Below are 18450 nucleotides of genomic sequence, written 5' to 3' on the forward strand. Positions count from 1 at the left end.
GACAAGGTGCGAATGCTTGGCCGTATGCCGAGTCAGGACGGCGGCAGCGTAGGGCGGCGGTTGCCCTTGGGCGCGAGCAGGGGCGATTCGCCAATGCGTGCCGGTGCGTATTTCTGGGCGGGTACCGGTCGAGGCAGGCCGCTGGCTTGCGCCTCGTCCACCCAGTCAGGCAGTGCAAATGTGCGGCGCTCAGTGAGCCGCTTCATGCCTTCGTTCCATTCCCAAAGCATGCGCAGGCCCACCGGTTCAAAACCCGGTGTGTGGCGGATGTGATGCAGCAATTCGGGCACAGTGCCCGCCACCGCGGTGCACACGCGGTCAGCCAGTTGCCGTTGCCGGGGTGGGTCGATGCCCAGATTCACCTGCAGATAGCGCCACAGGGCTTTGCCTGGCGTCCAGCTTTTGCGTCCGTCCACGTACATGCCGGGTGGGTTGTTGGCATAGCGGTCGTAGGCCAAGATGGTCAGCATGTCATAAATGGGCGCGACTTCGACGCTGTTGAAGTCGTCGTAGATGAAGGCCAGGTTTTTGGTGTGACAGTCGGCGTTGCCCAGCGCATAGGTCAGCAGCAAGGTGATGGCCAGCTGTTCGTTGGCCGCCAGCAGCCGGTCTTTGGGCACATGTTCGCGGGTCAGCCGCGCCACACGCTCCCAGGTGGATTCGTATTTGTCATCAGGGGTGAGACCGAGCAGGCTGCAAAAGTCCTCGAAGCCTTTTCGGTGGCCTGTGACCGGGTCGATGTCAAAGCGTTCGACCACCAGTACCTGGCCGTCATCGGACACGAGGGTTTTCGCGACTTTGACCCCAGTCGCTGCAGCCGCTTTCATGCACAGGTGCTCGTTGAGAGCGACGAAAGGCTGATGGGCCGAGCTGCCCTTGATGATGTGGCGTTCAGTGGCCACCGTGCCTTTGCGAAACAGGGCGGCAGTTTCGGCGCTCAGGAATTTGGGAACGACGCCCGAAACGCCAGAGGCGGCGTGGCTGGCCATGAGGTCCAGGAACACTTGTGCAGAGGCCTCGCCGTGCAGCAATGGCGCCAGATCGTCTATGGCGGTAGAGGCCTGCACTTGTTGCGCGGCGCTGACTTGGACGCGGCCAATGAGGTTGTGCCCGACCACCGACAACAGGTCCAGCCCGCTCGCGCCCAGATGGGGGCCCAGCTGCTCCTTGAGCACCGACAGCAAAAAGCCCTCGGGCAGGCTCACCTGAAAGAAGGGATGCAGCGTCGGCCACACCCAGCTGGTGGTCTGCACCGGCATGGTCAGCGAGACGAATTCATGGGCGTGGGCGCTAGGCAAGTAGGTGAGAGCGTGTTCAAAACCGTCGGTGCTTTCCAGCACGGCGACACGCTGGCCGTGGACAAAGACGTTGAGCTTCATCGTGATTCCGGACCCACATTGGCGTTCTGGCGGCGCTCGTTCAGCAGGGTGGACAGCGTGGGGCGCTGTGCGGCGCTGACGAAGTTCATCTCGGCGTCCAGTGCGTGCAGCAAGCGCAGCAGTTTTGCCAACGAGAAGTCCGCGCCACGCCCGGACTCGAAGCGCGAGAGCATCTCCTGTCGCATGCCCACTGCACCCGCCAACTCGGATTGCGTTTTGCCTGCCTGCTTTCGCAACGCCCGAAACCGGGCACCTACTTCAGGCAATGTTTCCATTGCGCAATATGTTTCTGGTGGCATATTTGACCTGAAAAAATTGAAATTATGCTCCTTGAAGCATATTTCGGTCAATTCCGATCATGACACCCCAACCGGTCATTGTGAGGTTCCTCTCGCCATTGCGAGGCACCCCTCCAGTCATTGCGAGGAAGCTCCTTTCTGTCATTGCGAGCGCAACGTGGCAATCCATCTCACACACAACACCATGACCCACACCTGGCTCAACATCGGTAGCGGTCCCAAAGGCAGCGGCCTGGACCCTCCCGGTCTCAGCGGCCGCCCGGACTGGAAGGAGATTCGCCTCGATGCGGACCCGGCGGTGCAGCCCGATGTGGTGGCGCCCGCGCATGACCTCTGGGGGGTGCAGAGCGCTTCGGTCGATGCCGTGTTTTCTTCGCACTGCATTGAGCACCTGTACCTCGATCAAGCGGTGCCGGCTTTGCAGGAATGGCGCCGTGTGCTCAAGCCCGATGGCTGGCTGTTGCTGGTGTGCCCCGACCTGCAGGCCGCAGCCGAGATGGTGGCGCAGGACCGCTTGTTTGACGTCGCCTACGCCGGTATCCGGCCCTACGACATCATCTTCAGCCACCAGGGGCTGGTGGCGCAGGGCAGGGCGCTTCATGGAGCACAAGAGCGGCTACACGCTCAGCACGCTGCGCGCTCTGGTCAACGAGGCCGGTTTTCCGGTGCATGCCGGCATGCGCCTGCGTCAGCGTTTTGAATTGTGGCTGCTGGCCTCCAATGTGGAGCGCACCGAGGATGAAATGCGTGCGCTGGCGCGGCAGCATTTTTTACGAGTGGTAGGCTAATGAACACCATGGATCGCTACGCCGCTGCGCGACTCGCGATGACAGCCGGTTTGTCGTTGCGAGCTCACCCTATCCAGTCACTGCAAGGCTACCTTGTTCAGTCATTGCGAGTCCACCTTGTTCAGTCATTGCGAGGCCTGAAGGGCCGTGGCAATCCACCCTCCCCAACACCCCATGCTGACCCTTGTCTCCGCCACTCGCCTCTCTGAGCAGGCGTTTTACCGTGTGTCCCTGCTGGGTCCCTGCCTGCCCCGTCTGGGCGAGTTTGGCCCGGTGGCTTTGCGCCTGGCGCATGGCAACACCCGCCCTCTGGCCGAGGTGTACAACGAGGCCATAGAAGCAGCTGCGCCCGATGATGTGCTGGTGTTCGTGCACGACGATGTGCGCGTGGACGACTGGATGCTGTCGCAGCGTTTGCAAGAGGCGCTGCAGCACTTTGATGTGGTGGGCGTGGCGGGCAACACGCGGGTTCAGCACCGGCAGGTGACGTGGTACCTGCAGCCCGAGCAGCCGGGTGTCCCCAGCCCTTGGGATCATGAGTATTTAACGGGAGCGATTGGCCATGGTTCGCCCCGGTCCCGCATCACGATGTATGGCCCCAGCCCGCAGCCAGCGCGCTTGCTCGACGGCGTTTTTTTGGCCGCTCGTGCCAGTGTGCTCAAGCAAAGCGGCGTCCGCTTTGACCCGGCTTTGGCATTCCACTTCTACGATCTGGATTTCTGTCTGCAAGCCCATGCCGCCGGCCTGCGTCTGGGCACCTGGCCCATCGCCTTGACCCACGCCAGCGGCGGTGAGTCCATTTCTTCTGAGTTGTGGGCGGATGCGCGTGTCTTGTTTCTGGAGAAGTGGTTCGGTGGATTGCCACGGCCTTCGGCCTCGCAATGACGTAACCCTGTCACTGCGACTGCCGCGCTGCGCTCGCAGTGACAGAAGCGCGGCAGTCCATGGATTGCTTCGTGCCTCGCAATGACATGAGATTGCCTTGTGCCTCGCAATCACGTAAGCCTTCTACTGCGAGGGTCGCCGCCTTGCGACTGCCATGTCTTGCAGGCCTTTCTTGTCCGTAAATTGAATTCTTTGTAGTTCAATTGATTGTTTGGGTTCGTTGTTTACGGCAGTGAATCTGTACTTTGGGACAGTTCATCAAATTTATCAATTCACATAAGCTCAAGAGTCTTTGGGGGCCGCAGGGTGTGGGCATTCCTCGCCCGGGTACTGGCCAAGAGCTGCCGCCAGGTTTTTATATTTCAAGTGATTCCAGACATGACAGACAAGTTGACGCCGCATGCGGCACAGATGCCCCAGGCCGATGTGATGGACGGCGAAGGCGCACAGTGGCTGCAAAAGGGCGTTGACCTGCGCAAGCAAGGGGATGTCGAGGGGGCGTTGGCCTGTTATCGCGCTGCAAGCAAATTTCCTGAGCAGCAGGCAGTGGCATTTTTCAACATCGGCAATGTGTTGCATGACCGGGGGCAGTGGGCGGAGGCCATCACCGAGTTCAAAAAGTCCTTGGCCGTGCAAGCGCAGTCGCCTGCGGCTTGGTTGCAGACGGCGCGTTGCGAAGTCAAGCTGGGCCAGTTTGCGCAGGCGCGTGAGGCCTTTGCCTCGGTCTTGCGCCTGGACCCGAAGAACTTCAGTGCCTGGCTGGAGGCGGGCAACCTTTGTCGCACCATGGGCCTGACCGAGCAGGCACTGGCCAGCTACCGGCAGGCGGTGGTCAGTGCCCCCGAGCGTTGGGAGGGCCTGCTGACGCTGGCGCGCACGCTCGAAGACCTGGGGCGCTGGGACGAAGCGGCGGCCAATTACCATGCCGCGCTGGTCACTGCAGGCAAGCAGCCGGCTGGCGCACGCAAGGTGCACACCATGATGGCGCGTTATCGCCTGGAGCGCGGTGACGCGGCGCGGGCCTTGGAGTCGTTGCGTCAAGCGCTGGGCCTGCTGCGCGTGGAGCAGCCCGAGCCCGATGCCAATGAGCGCGCCGAGCTGCAGATTGACCTGGGCCAGGTGCTGATGCGCGTGGGCCTGACCGAGCTGGCGCACCGAGCGTTCGAGCGGGCATCGATTGCCACCGCCGAGCACGTGCTGGCGCGGCTCGCCCAGGTGTCCTTCCAGAACAACCTGTGGCAAGAGGCGCAGGATGTGCTGAAGCGTTGTGTTGAGTTGCACCCCGAAAGTCCGACGGCTTTGTGGAACCTGGCGCATTCGTATGCCGAGAGTTGGCAGATGGAGGAGGCCGAGGCCACGCTGCAAAAGGCCGAGGCGCTGGCGCCGCAATCGGGTGCGCGGTCTATGCGTGCCTCCATTGCAGGGCGCATTGGTGATGTGGATAAGGCGCGGGCCATCTACCAGACGCTGGGTGAGGAGGAGGGGCCGGATTCACCCATGCGCTCCAGCGCGGCGATGTCTTCGCTTTACAGCGACACCCTGACGGCGCAGCAGGTGGTGGATTTCCACCGTGAGTTGTTCACTCCGATGGGGCAGGGCGCCCGCGCTTTGGATTCATTCAAGAACAAGTGCGACGCCAAGCGGCGCATCCGACTGGGCTTGATCAGCGCCGACTTTCATCACCAGCACCCCGTCAACATTTTCATGCAGCCGGTGCTGGCGAGGCTGGATCGCAAGCAGTTCGAGGTGTTCATGTACCACACCGGCATTGCGCACGACGAGCAGACGCAGCTGGCGCGCCGGCGCTGCGAGCACTGGATTGAAGCGACCACACTCACCAATCTCCAGCTGTCGCGCCGCATCGAGGCCGATGGCATCGACATGGTGATGGACCTGTCGGGCCACACCTCCATGAACCGCATGGCCATGCTGGCCAAACGCGTGGCGCCGGTGCAGGTCAGCTTCCTGGGCTATCCAGGCACGACGGGCGTACCTAACATCGACTGGATGCTGACCGATGCGGTGGTCGCGCCGCCAGGCAGCGAGCCTTTGTTCACCGAACAGATCAGCCGCCTGCCGAACACGGTGTTTTGCCACGCACCCGAGGTGGATTACCCCTTCCCGGCGTATGGTGCCGAGCATGCGCAAAGGCCGCTGACTTTTGGCTCGTTCAACAACGTGCCCAAGCTGACGCCTCACACCATCAAGCTGTGGTCGGCCGTTCTCCAGGAAGTGCCCGAATCACGACTGGTGCTCAAGGCGCCGAGCTTCAAGGACGAGTCGGCCATTCGCGCCTTCCGTGAGCGTTTCGAAAAAGAAGGCGTCTCGTCGGATCGCATTGACTTCCGTGGGCCGGTGGGTCTGACCGAGATGATGGCCGAGTACGCCGACATCGACATTGCGCTGGACACCGTGCCTTACAACGGCGGCACCACCACACTGCAGGCCATGTGGATGGGCGTGCCGGTGGTGGTCAAGGCGGGCAACAACTTTGTCTCGCGCATGGGCGCGAGCTTCATGAGCGCCGCCGGTCTGGGCGACTGGGTGGCGGGCAACGATGCCGAATACGTGCAGGTGGCCGTGCGCATGGCCGCCGACCGCCAGGCCCTGTTGGCCCTTAAAAAAGGCATGCGCGAACGCCTGCTGGGCTTGCCAGGCTGGGATATCGACCAGTACGTGCGCGACTTCGAAGCTGCGCTGCGGCAGATGTGGGCTGCGCATTGCAAAAGGTCTGGCAAGTGATGGATCGCTTCGTTCCTCGCGATGACTTTAGTCCCCGTCATTGCGTGGAGCGCAGCGACGAAGCAATCCACTCTGTCATGGCAATCCACAGAATAAGGAACATTGAATGAACAACAAGCCGGAAGAACGGGCCATTGAAGACCCGCTTCTGCATTGCTTGGCGCTGACCTCGCACCTGCTGGGCAAGCCGGCGCATTTGTCGGCTTTGCGTGCGGGTTTTGCAGTCGACGACAAAGGGCATGTGCCTGCAGCGTCGATGCCCGATGTGGCGCGCCAGCACGGGATGATGGCGATCTGGTCGCGCACGCGGCCGGCGGCGGTACCCAGTTATGTGCTGCCGGTCATCGTGCCGCTGCAGGACGGACGGGCCTGTGTGCTGCGTTCGGTCACGCAGGGACAGGCGCAAGTGCTGTCGCCCGAGACGGGTCAGCAGGAGTTGTTGATGCCGCTGGCCGAGCTGGACGCGTTGTCCACTGGCGAGGTGATGGTGGTCAAGTTGCCGCCGCAGCGCTCGGACCAGACGCTGGCGCCGCTCAAGGGCGCAGCCTTTGCGTGGTTTTGGGGCACGCTGTGGCGCTTCCGGCATTTTTATGTGGAGTCGATGCTGGCCACGGTGGTGGCCAACATTCTGGCGTTGGCCGCGGTGTTTTTCACGATGAACGTGTACGACCGGGTGGTACCCACACAGGCCTATGCCTCGCTGTGGACGCTGGCCATTGGCACACTGGTTGCAGCGTTGTTTGAATACGGCATGCGCTGGCTCAAGGCACGGCTGGTGGATTTGGGCGGTAAGCGCGCCGACCTGGCCATCAACGCCACGCTGCTGCGCGAGATCATGGCCATCCGGCTGGAGCACCGGCCGCAATCGATCGGCATTTTTGCCAACTCGATGAAGGACTTTGAGTCGTTGCGCGATTTCTTTTCTTCGGCATCGCTGGTGGTGCTGGCCGACTTGCCCTTTGTGCTGATGTTTGTGGCGCTGGTGGCTGTGGTGGGTGGCCCGCTGGTGTGGGTGCTGGTGGTGGCTGTGGCGCTGGTGTTGGCCATGTCGCTGCTGGTGCAAAAGCCGCTGATGGGCTCGATGCGCGAGAACATGAAAGAGTCCGGCGACAAGCAAAGCGTGCTGGTCGAGACGGTGCTGAACCTGGAGCTGCTCAAGGCGCACAACGCCGAGGGCTATCTGCAGCGGCGCTGGGAGCAGTCGAACCTGGCCGCGGCCGATTCGTACCGCAAGATGCGCTCGATCACCAACGCCGTGACAGGTGCCATCAGCCTGCTGTCACAGGCTGTGACGGTGTTCATGGTGGTGTGGGGCGTGTACCTGATCCACGCCAACCAGCTCACGCTGGGCGGTCTGATTGCCTGTGTGATCCTGGCGGGCCGCGCAATCTCGCCGCTGGGCAGTGTGATGGGGCTGGCCGCCCGCTACCAGCAGGCCAAGGCCTCGCTGGAAATTTTGGATGGTCTGATGAAGCGCCCCCGCGACCGCGATCCGGACAAGCGCTATGTGGTGCCCAAGAGCCTGAATGGCCAGCTCGAAGCGGTGGACCTGGAGTTTGCCTACCCCGGTGAATCCAAAGTGCCGGTGATTCGCCGCATCAATCTGCAGATCCCGGCCGGTGCGCACATCGGTCTGCTGGGGCGGCTGGGCAGTGGCAAGAGCACGCTGATCCGCCTGCTGGCGGGCCTGTACGAGCCACTGGGCGGCAGTGTGCGCGTCGATGGCGTTGACCTGCGCCAGATGGACCCAGCCGAGCTGCGCACACGCTTGGGCTATGTGTCGCAGGATGCGCAATTGTTCATGGGCACGTTGCGTGAGAACCTGATTTTGGCGGACAGCTGGATTTCGGATGCGCGCATTGTGCAGGTGCTGCAAGAGCTGGACATGTACGAGTTTGTGGCGCGCCACCCCAAGGGGCTGGACATGCCATTGACCGAGGGCGGCGGTGGTCTTTCAGGCGGGCAGCGCCAGATGGTGAGCCTGGCGCGCCTGATGCTGCGTGACCCGGCCGTTGTGTTCATGGATGAGCCGACGTCCAGCATGGACCAGAACAGCGAGAACCATGTCATTGAAGTGCTGGGCAGGTGGCTCAGGGGTCGCACGCTGGTGCTGTCAACCCACAGACCGCAGTTGCTGGAATGGGTGGAGTCGTTGGCGGTGATGGACAACGGTCAGTGTCTGGCCGTGGGGCCGAAAGACGAGATCATTCAAAAGCTCAGCCGGGGCGTGTCGCGCAGCACGGCCGCAGCGCCTGCACAAGGAGGTGCTGCATGAGCAGCAAAGAGTTTGGTCTGATGTCCGTCGAGGACGAGGAGCGCCGCACTAGCCGCTGGCTGCTGTGGCTGACGGTGGGCGCACTGGTGGCATCGCTGACCTGGGCGGCCTTGTTCCACCTGGACGAGGTGACACGAGGCCAAGGCAAGGTGATACCGGCCAGCCGCGAGCAGGTGGTGCAAAGTCTGGACGCCGGTGTGGTGACCGAGATCCTGGTGCGCGAGGGCGCACACGTCAAACGCGACGATGTGCTGATCCGCCTGGACGATGGCCGATCGGGGCCGGTGTTTCGCGAGGCCAGCGAGAAGAAAAAAGCCCTGCAAGCCATGGCGGCGCGGCTGCGCGCCGAGGCTTATGGCCGGGCGCTGGAGTTTGACAAGGACACGCCTGCAGCCATTGCAGGGCGCGAGCGCCAGGCTTACGCTGCACGCCGCCAATCCATGGACGAAGCCGTGTCCAGCATCAAACGCTCGCTGGAAGCGCTGAACCGCGAAATCGCCATGACCGAGCCCATGACCCGCCAGGGTCTGATGTCCGAGGTGGAGTTGCTGCGCCTGCGGCGTCAGCAGTCCGAGCTGATGGGGCAGATGGACGAACGCAAAAATCGCTATGCGACCGAAGCCGCCAATGAGCTGGTGCGGGTCGAATCCGAACTGGCACAGTCGCGCGAAAACGCGTCGGCCCGCGAAGACGCTTTCATTCGCACCGTCATCAAGGCGCCGATGGACGGCGTGGTCAAGAACGTGCAGGTGACGACGATTGGCGGCGTGGTGCAGGCGGGCATGCCGATTCTGGAGATCGTGCCCACGCAAGACCAGATGCTGGTCGAGGCCTATGTGAAGCCGGCCGAGGTGGCCTTCCTCAAGTCGGGCCAGAAAGCCATGGTCAAGCTCACGGCCTATGACTTCAACCGTTTTGGCGGGTTGGATGGCGTGCTTGAACACATCAGCCCCGACACCATGCGCGACGAAAAACAGCGCCGTCCCGGTGTGCCGGTGGAGCTCGAAGAGGGCTACTACCGCCTGCTGGTGCGTATCACCGATACAAATCTGGAGCGCAACGGTCTGCGCATGCAGCCACTGCCGGGCATGACGGCCACGGTCGAGATCAAAACCGGTCAGAAGACTGTGCTGGAGTACCTCTTCCGGCCACTGCAAAGCGTGACTCAGGCGTTGCGCGAGCGTTGAAGCGCCCGCGCATCCAAGGACAGTCATCTGTGGATTTACAAGGGTTTTGCTGTGCTAGTCTGTGCCCGTTTGAAAGGCTTGACGATGTCCAATTTAAGCAATAACTTTGACTTGCGTTTGCACGCGCCCGGTGTCGTTGCCGTGGTGGACGATGATGAAGGCATCGCGCAGGCGCTGGAAGGCTGGTTGGAGCTGATGCAGATGCAGGCGCGAACCTTCAAAGACGGTCAAGATTTTTTATCTGCGCTGGAATCGACCTCGAAAGGGTGGTGCTTTCAAAGCGACGGCCAAGTTCTAGCCGCTTTGGTAATCGATTTGAATTTGCCTGGTCTCAGTGGTTTTGAGGTCGCACGAAGGCTGCAGGCCCTGACTCCTAATTTGTGCATTGTGGTCATCACGGCGGCCAGTCATATCAATATCGATATGCTGGGCGGTGTTCCGCCGGGCGTCGCTTGTGTGACTAAACCTTTCAAGCTGGAGGATCTGGAGTGCTGGCTCAAAGCCTCCAGTGTTTGAACACGCTTAGACTTTGAGACCGCGCCGCGCCAGATCGCGCATCAGCGCACCCACGCCATAGGTCCACGCGGGTGCCTGGTCCGAGGTGGTGACCTGGTTGGTCAGGGTGCCCAGCTGCGGGGTGGAAATGCTCACCACATCGCCCACCACATGGGTGAAGCCCTGGCCAGGGCCGTGGCGGTCTTGAGTGGGGGCGAACATGGTGCCCAGGAACAGCATCATGCCGTCCGGGTACTGGTGGTATTTGCCCATGGCCTGGCCCGCCAGGTCCAGCGGGTCGCGGCTGATCTGGCTCAAGGCGCTGCTGCCTTGCATCACAAAACCTTCGGGGCCCTGTACTTTCAGGCTCAGCTCGCATTGGCGCACATCGTCAATGCCGAAGTGCTCGTCAAACAGGCGGATGAAGGGGCCGATGGCGCAGCTGGCGTTGTTGTCTTTGGCTTTGCCCAGCAGCAGCGCGCTGCGGCCTTCGAAGTCGCGCAGGTTCACGTCGTTGCCCAAGGTGGCACCCACCACTTCACCGCGTGAGTTGGCGGCCAGCACGATCTCGGGCTCCGGGTTGTTCCACTGGCTGCCCGGGTGAAGCCCTACTTTTGCGCCAGGGCCCACCGCGCTCATGGGTTGTGCTTTGGTGAAGATTTCGGCGTCGGGCCCGATGCCCACTTCCAGGTATTGCGACCACATGCCTTGGGCCAGCAGCACTTCCTTGAGTTTGGCCGATTCGGGCGAGCCGGGCACCACGCTGCGCAGGTTGTCGCCAATGACCGCCACCACCGCCTGGCGCACGGCTTCGGCGCGGCTGGCGTCGCCACGGGCTTGTTCTTCGATCACACGCTCGAGCATGCTGGCCACAAAGGTCACGCCCGCTGCCTTGACGGCTTGCAGGTCGCAGGGGGCCAAAAACCAGGGCTTGGACGGGTCACGCGCAGCTTCGTCGCTGTTGGCCAGCACGGCCGCTGTTGGGGCCAGGGGGGAGGCCTGGCCTGTGCGGATGCATTGCCTGACACGTTGAGCCACTTGCTCCAGTTCGAGCAACTCGCTGCATGTGAGCGCCAGGCGCGACAGGTCCAGCACCTGGTCGGGCGTCACCGCGACCAGAACCGGGCCGGTGTTCGGTTGCCAGATGCGGCCGATCAAGAGGGCGTTGTCAGACAGTGAGGGCAGGGCGGAGGTGTTCATGGCGGGTGTCCAAATGGGTGCGGTCTATCTTGCCAGAAGCGGGCAGCGGCCAGCTGTCACTTAGGGGCCTGGGGTGGTTTGGGCGCCGGACTGGCGCGGGCCTGCCGTGTTGGCCAGTTGGGGGCTCAGATGCAATGCGTTACAAGCTTGTGCGTTGCAACACCGAAATGTCCGGCCTTTGATCTTAGAGTGGCGTGTCTCGGTTGAAAGGAGCTTTCAAATGAACACGATGACTGCATTCAAATCCGCGGGTGCCTTGACCTGTGCCTTGGCCATTTTGCTCACAGGGTGTGCAACGGCCACACCCGAGCAAAAGGGGGCCGGAACCGGTGCGGTGATCGGTGCCGTGGCTGGGCAAATTCTGGGGCGTGACAGCAAATCCACAGTCATTGGTGCGGGTCTGGGTGCTTTGGGCGGCTATGTCTGGTCGAAAAGCATGGAGGACAAGAAGCGGGCCATGGAGCAAGCCACGGCCGGTACCGGCACGGTGGTCACGCAGACCGCAGACAACCAGCTCAGGCTCAGCATCCCCAGCGATATTTCATTTGATTCGGGCCGTTCCGAAATCCGGCCCAACTTGCGACCGATCCTGGACCAGTTTGCCCAGGGCTTGAGCCAGCAGCCCAGCATGGAAGTGCGCATCGTGGGGCACACCGACAACACCGGCAGTGACGCCGTCAACAACCCCTTGTCGGTCAACCGCGCCCAGAGCGCCCGCGATTACCTGGTGTCGCGCGGGGTGAACAGCAGCCGCATCAGCATCGACGGACGCGGTTCTCGCGAGCCGATCGCTGACAACAACACCGAATCAGGCCGTGCCCGCAATCGTCGCATCGAGATTTTCCTGGCAGAGCGTGCTACAGGACGTTGAGGCTGGGCCGTTTTCGTTGCCGTAATGGTCTTTTTCACTCACGTATTGACTTTTGTCACCCCTGACCAGATCGGGGGTCTATGCCTTCGCCTTCTATGGATACCCGCATGCGCGGGTATGACAGTGGGTGTGCGGGCATGACATGAGGGCTGTCACCCCCGACCTGATCGGGGGTCTGTGCCTTCGGCTGTTCTGGATGCCTGCATGCGCGGGCATGGCACATGAATGGTCATACCCGACTTGATCGGGTATCCATGCTTGCTCAGCGCTCAGCCTGAGAACGTCACAGGTAAATCTTTTGCAGCAGCGTCAGCAGTGTTGTGCGCTGCGCAGGGGTGAGCCGTGCGGTTTTCTCGATTTCGAGTTCGGTGGCGGTCTGCTCGGCTTGCACCATCAGCGCCTGGCCTTTGGGGGTGGCGTGCAGTCCGACGGCGCGCCCATCGTGCGGGTGCGGTTTGCGCTCGATCAGGCCACGTGACTCCAGCGACTGGATCAGACCCACCAGGTTGGGGGGCAGCAGGTCGAGCGTGGCGCACAACTGGCGCGAGGTCACGCCGGCGTTGTGGCAGATGATGGACATGACCGAAAAATCCACGGGCTTGAGACCGTAAGGGGCCAGCCGTTCCAGAAACAAGCCGATGATGCTGAGCGCTGCACGCCGTGCGTTGTAACCCATCAGGGATTGCAGGTAAGTGCTGTCCACTTTGTCGATGGCCGATCCCGAAGCGGGATCCGTTTTTTTGGATCGCGCTTTGTTGGGGGCGGGCTGGGTGGCTTTGCTCATGCTGCCGCCGTGCATTGCTGCACGATGATGAAAGTGCGCATCTGGAATTCGGGCAGTACCCAGCTGCGCAGGGCCTTGGCCGGAGCACGCCATCGGGTATCGGCCTGGGGTGTCTGCTCGTCCAGGCCGGCTTCGATGCGCAGCCAAGCCCAGTCCATCAGCACCAGGGCCACGGCACGCAGGTAGTCGTCGGCCACACGGAAGGGCAAAGCGGCGTCTTGCGGCGCCGCTTTCAAGATCTGTTCGGTCACGGCACGCAGGGTCTGAATGCGGGCTTGCGCGGCAGTGCTGGTTTTGGCTGACTTGGGCAAGTCGGCAGCGATGGTGTCGAGCAGGGCGTTCATGCCCTGACCGCCATCGGCCATCACTTTGCGCACCAGCAGGTCAATCGCCTGGATTTCGTTGGTGCCTTCGTAGATCATGGCCACACGGGCGTCGCGCACGATTTGCTCGATGCCCCATTCGCGCACATAGCCGTGGCCGCCAAACACCTGCAGGCAGTCGCTGCCGCCGTGGAAGGCCTGGTGGGTGAACACCGATTTCATGACCGGCGTGACCAGGGCGCACCAGCGCTGGGCGGCGGCTTGGGTGTCGGCGTCGGGGCTGTGCTTGATCAGGTCGAGCTCCAGCGCGGTGCGGTAGGCCAGCACGCGACCGGCATCAACCCAGGCGCGTTGCGTGTCCAGGATGCGGCGCATGGCGGGGTGCTCGGCAATGAAATCCGCTTCTGCAGCCGATTTGCCTTTGCCCGGGGCCCGCATTTGGCGGCGCTCTTGCGCGTAGGCATCGGCTTTTTGCCAGGCGGCGTCCAGCAGGCCAATGCCTTGCAGGGCCACGTGCAGGCGAGCGGCGTTCATCATCACGAACATCGCGTTCAAGCCCTTGCCGGGCTCGCCCACGATCGAACACACCGCTTCGTCAAAACGCATCACGCAGGTGGGGCTGCCATGCAGGCCCATTTTTTCTTCGATGCGGTCGCAGTGCACGCGGCTGCGCGTGCCATCCGGGTAGAACTTGGGCACCAAAAACAGCGACAGGCCCTTGGGGCCAGGGGGCGCGTCGGGCAGGCGGGCCAGCACCAGGTGCACGATGTTGTCGGTCAGGTCGTGTTCGCCGCCCGAGATGAAAATCTTGGTGCCGCTGACGGCGTAGGTGCCATCGGGCAAGGGCACGGCCTTGGTGCGGGCCAGGCCCAAATCAGAGCCTGCATGCGGCTCGGTCAGGCACATGGTGGCCAGCCATTCGCCAGTCGCCACTTTTTGCAGGTACTGCGCCTTGAGTTCGCCGCTGGCGTGGTGTTTGATGCATTCGTACGCGCCGTGCAGCAGGCCGGGGGCCATGGTCCAGCCGTGGTTGGCCGCGCTCAGCATTTCGTACAGCATGGCTTCGAGCACGCTGGGCAGGCCCTGGCCGCCGTCTTCAGCGCTGGCGGCCAGCGCAGGCCAGCCCGACTGCCAGAACGATTGGTAGGCGTCCTTGAAGCCAGGCGGCATCGTGACCGCGCCGTCCTTCCACTGCGCACCGATTTCGTCGCCATCGCGGTTGAGCGGGGCGATCACCTCGCCCACGAACTTACCCGCTTCATCGAGCACCTGCTGCATCAACTCCGGGTCCACCTCGGCAAAGGCGGGCAGGGCTTGCAGTTGGGCGGGTGCGTTCAGGACTCGGGACAACACAAACTGCATGTCGTCGGTGCGGGGTTGGTAGACGTTCATGGGGCGAATGGTGAATGAAGAGAAGTCCGGGCCACCCACGGGACAGGCCGGACCAGGTTCAAGTAACAGATCAGGAGTCGACGCTGAAGCCGATGCGCTTGATCAGGGGACCCCAGCGCTCGAGTTCCACTTGCGAGCTCTTGAGCTGGTCAGCGGCAGTGCCACCAAACGGAATCAAGCCCACCACGGTCAAGGCGTCTTGCACGCCTTTGTCTTTGAGGGCGGCATTGATCGCTGCATTGGCTGCTTGCACCACGTTGGCCGGGGTTTTGGCGGGGGCGTAAAAACCAAACCACTCTTCCACCGTCAACTCAGGGAAGCCTTGCTCGGCAAAGGTGGCCACATCGGGCACAAAAGGCGAACGGGTTTTGCCCGAAGTGGCGATGATGCGCATCTTGCCGGCTTTGTGGTTGGCAATGAAGTCGCCGTGTGGGGTGAACATGCAGGCGATCTGGCCGCCCACCACATCGGTCACGCCGGGCACGGAGCCACGGTAAGGCACATGCTTGAACTCGAAGTTCTGGTTCAAGCCCAGCAAGGCACCAATGAAGTGGGGCGTTGAGCCTGCGGCAGGTGAGCCATAGCTGGCTTGTGCGGGGTTGGCCTTGGCCCAGGCGATGAAGTCTTTCACGTTCTTCACGCTGGCGGGCACCATGGGGCCAACGGCAAAGCCATGGTGGATCATGGAGGCGGTGCCCACGGGGGTGAATTCTTCAAAAGGCTTGTACTGCAGGTTTTTGAAGATGTGGGGGTAGAGCGAGATGGCCGAGAAGGGTGTCATGGCCAGAACCGAACCGTCGGCAGGAGCACTCTTGAGCAAATTCAGCGCAATTTGGCCGCCCGCGCCTGGGCGGCTGTCGATGATGCCCGCGTTCTTGCTGTAAGGGGTGCCGCCAAATTTCTCGGCCACGCGGCGGGCGCAGATGTCACCAGAGCTGCCCGGCGGAAAGCCGTACAGAACCTTGACTTGCTCAATGGGCAAGCCACTTTGCGCCCAGGCCTGCTGGAAAGCCGTACTGCCCAGAACGGCAGCGCCGATGGCAGATTGGATGAATTCACGTCGGTTGCTCATGCTTGTCTCCTCTTTGGGTGGTTAAAAAACGTGGGGATCTGTTCAGCTACAGAGCGCTTTGATGTCTTCGGGCACCGGGATGGCCTTGATGCGGTCCGGATCATCGGGGTGCTTGATGCAGAAAGCACGCACTTCGGTGCCTTCGCACAACACGGTATCGCCACGCATGACCACATGCTTGTGCACGATGACCTTTTCACGCCACTCCTGCACGCTGGTGTGCACCTGCAGGGTTTCGCCATAGGTGGCGGGGCGGATGAATTTCGTGTTGATCTCCAAGAGGGGCGTACCGATGATGCCGCGCGTCTTGACCAGCTCACGCCAGGGCGGTACGCCGCATTTCACAAAGAAGTTCAGGGACGAGGCGTCCATCCATTTGGAAAAGTTGGGAAAGAAGACGATGCCTGCGGGATCGCAGTCACCGAACATCACTTGCACTTCGTAAACAACGGTTTTACTCATGGGAGGTACTTGGTTGGCGTGAACAAATTTTCAGTTGTTATGCCCGACTCGATCGGGCATCCATGCGCATCGAAGGCATGAATACCGGCTTGCGCGGGTATGACAAATGTGTGAGGTGCACGCATGTTGTGGTGGTTTTAGCGGGGGGCCATGCGCAAAGCGCCGTCCAGGCGGATGGTTTCGCCGTTCAGGTGGTTGTTGGTCACGATGTGGCAGGCCAGCTCGGCGAACTCGCTGGGTTTTCCCAGGCGCGAGGGGAAAGGGATGCTGGCTGCCAGCGACTGCTGAACTGGCTCGGGCAGTTCCTTGAGCAAGGGCGTGGCAAACAGGCCGGGTGCAATGGTGCACACACGGATGCCATGTTGCGCCAGGTCACGCGCCATGGGCAGCGTCATGCCCGCCACGCCAGCCTTGGAGGCGCTGTAGGCCTGCTGGCCAACCTGGCCGTCAAACGCAGCCACCGAGGCGGTGAACACCATCACGCCACGGGCATTGTCTTCCATGGGTTCGAGCTTGGCGCAAGCGGCAGCGAACAGGCGTGCCGCGTTGTAGGTGCCGATCAGGTTGACGTTGATCACCCTGGCGAAATCGGCCAGCGGGGCGGCGTTGCCGTCCTTGCCTACCACGCGCTTGGCCGAACCGATGCCGGCAATTTGCATCAGGATGCGAGCCGGGCCATGGGCGGCTGCGGCGGTTTCGATGGCATGCTGCATGCTGGCTTCGTCGGCCACGTTGCAAGATACCGCAATGCCGCCAATGTCCTTGGCTACGCGCTCGGCGTTGTCCATGTTGAGGTCGAGCACGGCGACCTTGGCGCCCAGACGGGCCAGTTCGCGAGCGGTGGCTTCGCCCAAACCGGAACCACCACCGGTCACCAGTGCTGCTTGTCCTTGGATGTTCATGTCAGTGCCTTTGTGTTGTCGTTGAATTCGGTTTTGTCATGCCCGTCTGGATCGGGAATCCATGCGCAGCGAAGGCATGGATTCCCGCGTTCGCGGAATGACAAAGGTTCGGGATGTCGAAGTCAGGCGCATCAAACGGTGCCGTCCGGGTTTTCGATCAAGAGCGCAATGCCCTGACCACCACCCACACAGGCACTGGAGATGCCGTAGCGCAAGCCGCTGCGTTTCAATTCGCGCGCCAGTGTGATGGTCAGGCGCACGCCCGTCGCGGCCAGCGGGTGGCCCAGGGCAATCGCGCCGCCGTTGACGTTGAGCTTGGACAAGTCCAGGCCCAGTTCGCGGCCCACGGCCAGGGTTTGTGCGCCTTGGGCTTCGTTGATTTCGAAGCGGCCAATGTCGGACAGCTTGAGGCCCGTGCGCTCCAGCAGCAAACGGATGGCGGGCGCAGGACCAATGCCCATGATCTCGGGCGGCACGCCCACGGCGGCGGCAGCCACCACGCGGGCCAAGGGCTTTTTGTTGTTCGCTTTGGCATAAGCACTGGAGGTGACCACGCAGGCCGCAGCGGCATCGACCAGGGCCGAGCTGTTGCCGCCGGTCTGCACGCCGCCTTCGTACACGGGCTTGAGCTTGGCCAGCACTTCGGGCGGTGAGATGCGGGGGTGGGTGTCGGCGTTGACCTCGGTCACTTTGCCTTGCAGCTTGATGCCCCGGGCCTTGTAGCCTTCGAGTTCAAATTTTTCGGTGACCACCGGCACGATCTCGCCCGCGTGGAATCCAGCCTCTTGGGCCGCCACCGCTTTGGCGAAAGAGTCCGATGCGAACTGGTCCACCTCTTCACGGGTGATGTTGTACTTTTTGGCCAGGTTCTCGGCAGTCTGGATCATGTTGATGCCAGCGGCCGGGTCTTTCAGCGCTTCCCACATGTAGTCCTTGAAGCCCACGGGCGCGCCCAGCTTGAAGCCGTTGCGGTGGTCAAAGGCGGCAATCGGGTTGCGCGTCATGCTCTCGGTGCCGACCACCAGCGCCGCGTCGCACACGCCCGCTTCGATCTGCTCACCCGCCTGGCGGAAGAGTTCAAAGCCGGTGCCGCAGATGCGCTGGGTCATGATCGCGGGCACTTCCTGCGGTACACCCGCGTACAGCCCGATGTGGCGTGGCAGGAAGAACTGGTCAAAGTCACCCGGGGCCATGTTGCCGGTGATGACCGAGCCGATCTCGGTGGCGGCGATGCCTGCGCGCTTGAGTGCTTCGCGTGCGGCCTTGATGCCGAGGTCGGTGGGCGAGATGTGTCCCAATGCGCCGCAGTAATCGACCATGGGCGTGCGCACGCCCTCGTGCATCCACACATCGGCAAACGCGTTGAAAAATCCTTTGGCTGTCATCATTTTTCC

16 protein-coding genes are annotated in these 18450 nt (G+C 62.2%); 7 read left to right on the forward strand and 9 right to left on the reverse strand.

Annotated elements, in window-relative coordinates:
- Positions 1-32 precede the first annotated feature (32 nt).
- Both ACZ5RT_RS03645 and ACZ5RT_RS03650 read right to left on the reverse strand, forming a co-directional pair.
- A complete protein-coding gene (locus tag ACZ5RT_RS03645) occupies positions 33-1379 on the reverse strand; it encodes a type II toxin-antitoxin system HipA family toxin (protein ID WP_464453534.1) in 1347 nt (448 codons plus the stop codon).
- The gene (locus ACZ5RT_RS03650; RefSeq protein WP_464453535.1) at positions 1376-1654 is read right to left on the reverse strand and encodes a helix-turn-helix domain-containing protein; all 279 of its coding nucleotides are present in this window, start codon (positions 1652-1654) and stop codon (positions 1376-1378) included. The genes ACZ5RT_RS03645 and ACZ5RT_RS03650 overlap by 4 nt, the downstream gene beginning before the upstream one ends.
- 208 nt (positions 1655-1862) lie before the next feature.
- On the opposite strand from ACZ5RT_RS03650, the gene ACZ5RT_RS03655 reads away from it, so the two are divergent.
- The 6 genes from ACZ5RT_RS03655 (at position 1863) to ACZ5RT_RS03680 (ending at position 10071) form a co-directional block, all read left to right on the forward strand.
- Positions 1863-2378: a class I SAM-dependent methyltransferase gene (locus ACZ5RT_RS03655; protein ID WP_464453536.1), complete on the forward strand. Its 516-nt coding sequence runs from the start codon at positions 1863-1865 to the stop codon at positions 2376-2378.
- A 262-nt stretch (positions 2379-2640) separates the two neighbouring features.
- Positions 2641-3351, forward strand: coding sequence for a glycosyltransferase (locus tag ACZ5RT_RS03660; protein ID WP_464453537.1), 711 nt, complete (start codon positions 2641-2643; stop codon positions 3349-3351).
- Between the two features lie 378 nt (positions 3352-3729).
- Complete coding sequence (locus ACZ5RT_RS03665; RefSeq protein WP_464453538.1) at positions 3730-6093, forward strand: tetratricopeptide repeat protein; 2364 nt, start codon at positions 3730-3732, stop codon at positions 6091-6093.
- Positions 6094-6199: 106 nt separating this feature from the next.
- Positions 6200-8368 (forward strand): type I secretion system permease/ATPase, encoded by a 2169-nt coding sequence (locus ACZ5RT_RS03670; protein WP_464453539.1) that lies wholly within the window; start codon positions 6200-6202, stop codon positions 8366-8368.
- Positions 8365-9555: an HlyD family type I secretion periplasmic adaptor subunit gene (locus ACZ5RT_RS03675; RefSeq protein ID WP_464453540.1), complete on the forward strand. Its 1191-nt coding sequence runs from the start codon at positions 8365-8367 to the stop codon at positions 9553-9555. The genes ACZ5RT_RS03670 and ACZ5RT_RS03675 overlap by 4 nt, the downstream gene beginning before the upstream one ends.
- Positions 9556-9639: 84 nt before the next feature.
- On the forward strand, positions 9640-10071 hold the full coding sequence (locus ACZ5RT_RS03680) for a response regulator transcription factor (RefSeq protein WP_464453541.1): 432 nt from the start codon (positions 9640-9642) through the stop codon (positions 10069-10071).
- 6 nt (positions 10072-10077) lie between these two features.
- Here ACZ5RT_RS03680 and ACZ5RT_RS03685 read toward each other — a convergent pair whose 3' ends face one another.
- On the reverse strand, positions 10078-11250 hold the full coding sequence (locus ACZ5RT_RS03685) for a fumarylacetoacetate hydrolase family protein (RefSeq protein ID WP_464453542.1): 1173 nt from the start codon (positions 11248-11250) through the stop codon (positions 10078-10080).
- A gap of 220 nt (positions 11251-11470) precedes the next feature.
- On the opposite strand from ACZ5RT_RS03685, the gene ACZ5RT_RS03690 reads away from it, so the two are divergent.
- Positions 11471-12121, forward strand: coding sequence for a YiaD family glycine zipper/OmpA-like lipoprotein (locus tag ACZ5RT_RS03690; RefSeq protein ID WP_422171072.1), 651 nt, complete (start codon positions 11471-11473; stop codon positions 12119-12121).
- 283 nt (positions 12122-12404) lie between these two features.
- Here ACZ5RT_RS03690 and ACZ5RT_RS03695 read toward each other — a convergent pair whose 3' ends face one another.
- From ACZ5RT_RS03695 to ACZ5RT_RS03720, 6 genes are all read right to left on the reverse strand, one after another.
- On the reverse strand, positions 12405-12905 hold the full coding sequence (locus tag ACZ5RT_RS03695) for a MarR family winged helix-turn-helix transcriptional regulator (RefSeq protein WP_464453543.1): 501 nt from the start codon (positions 12903-12905) through the stop codon (positions 12405-12407).
- Positions 12902-14620 (reverse strand): acyl-CoA dehydrogenase family protein, encoded by a 1719-nt coding sequence (locus ACZ5RT_RS03700; RefSeq protein WP_464453544.1) that lies wholly within the window; start codon positions 14618-14620, stop codon positions 12902-12904. The genes ACZ5RT_RS03695 and ACZ5RT_RS03700 overlap by 4 nt, the downstream gene beginning before the upstream one ends.
- A 70-nt stretch (positions 14621-14690) precedes the next feature.
- Positions 14691-15692 carry a tripartite tricarboxylate transporter substrate-binding protein gene (locus ACZ5RT_RS03705; RefSeq protein ID WP_422170778.1) on the reverse strand — a complete coding sequence of 334 codons (1002 nt, stop codon included), beginning with the start codon at positions 15690-15692 and terminating at the stop codon, positions 14691-14693.
- Between the two features lie 42 nt (positions 15693-15734).
- Positions 15735-16154, reverse strand: coding sequence for an acyl-CoA thioesterase (locus tag ACZ5RT_RS03710; RefSeq protein ID WP_108426808.1), 420 nt, complete (start codon positions 16152-16154; stop codon positions 15735-15737).
- 137 nt (positions 16155-16291) lie between these two features.
- Positions 16292-17056, reverse strand: coding sequence for an SDR family NAD(P)-dependent oxidoreductase (locus ACZ5RT_RS03715; RefSeq protein WP_464453545.1), 765 nt, complete (start codon positions 17054-17056; stop codon positions 16292-16294).
- 131 nt (positions 17057-17187) lie between these two features.
- The gene (locus ACZ5RT_RS03720; RefSeq protein ID WP_464453546.1) at positions 17188-18441 is read right to left on the reverse strand and encodes a thiolase family protein; all 1254 of its coding nucleotides are present in this window, start codon (positions 18439-18441) and stop codon (positions 17188-17190) included.
- Positions 18442-18450 lie beyond the last annotated feature (9 nt).

It is taken from the genome of Limnohabitans sp. TEGF003 (assembly GCF_055395455.1).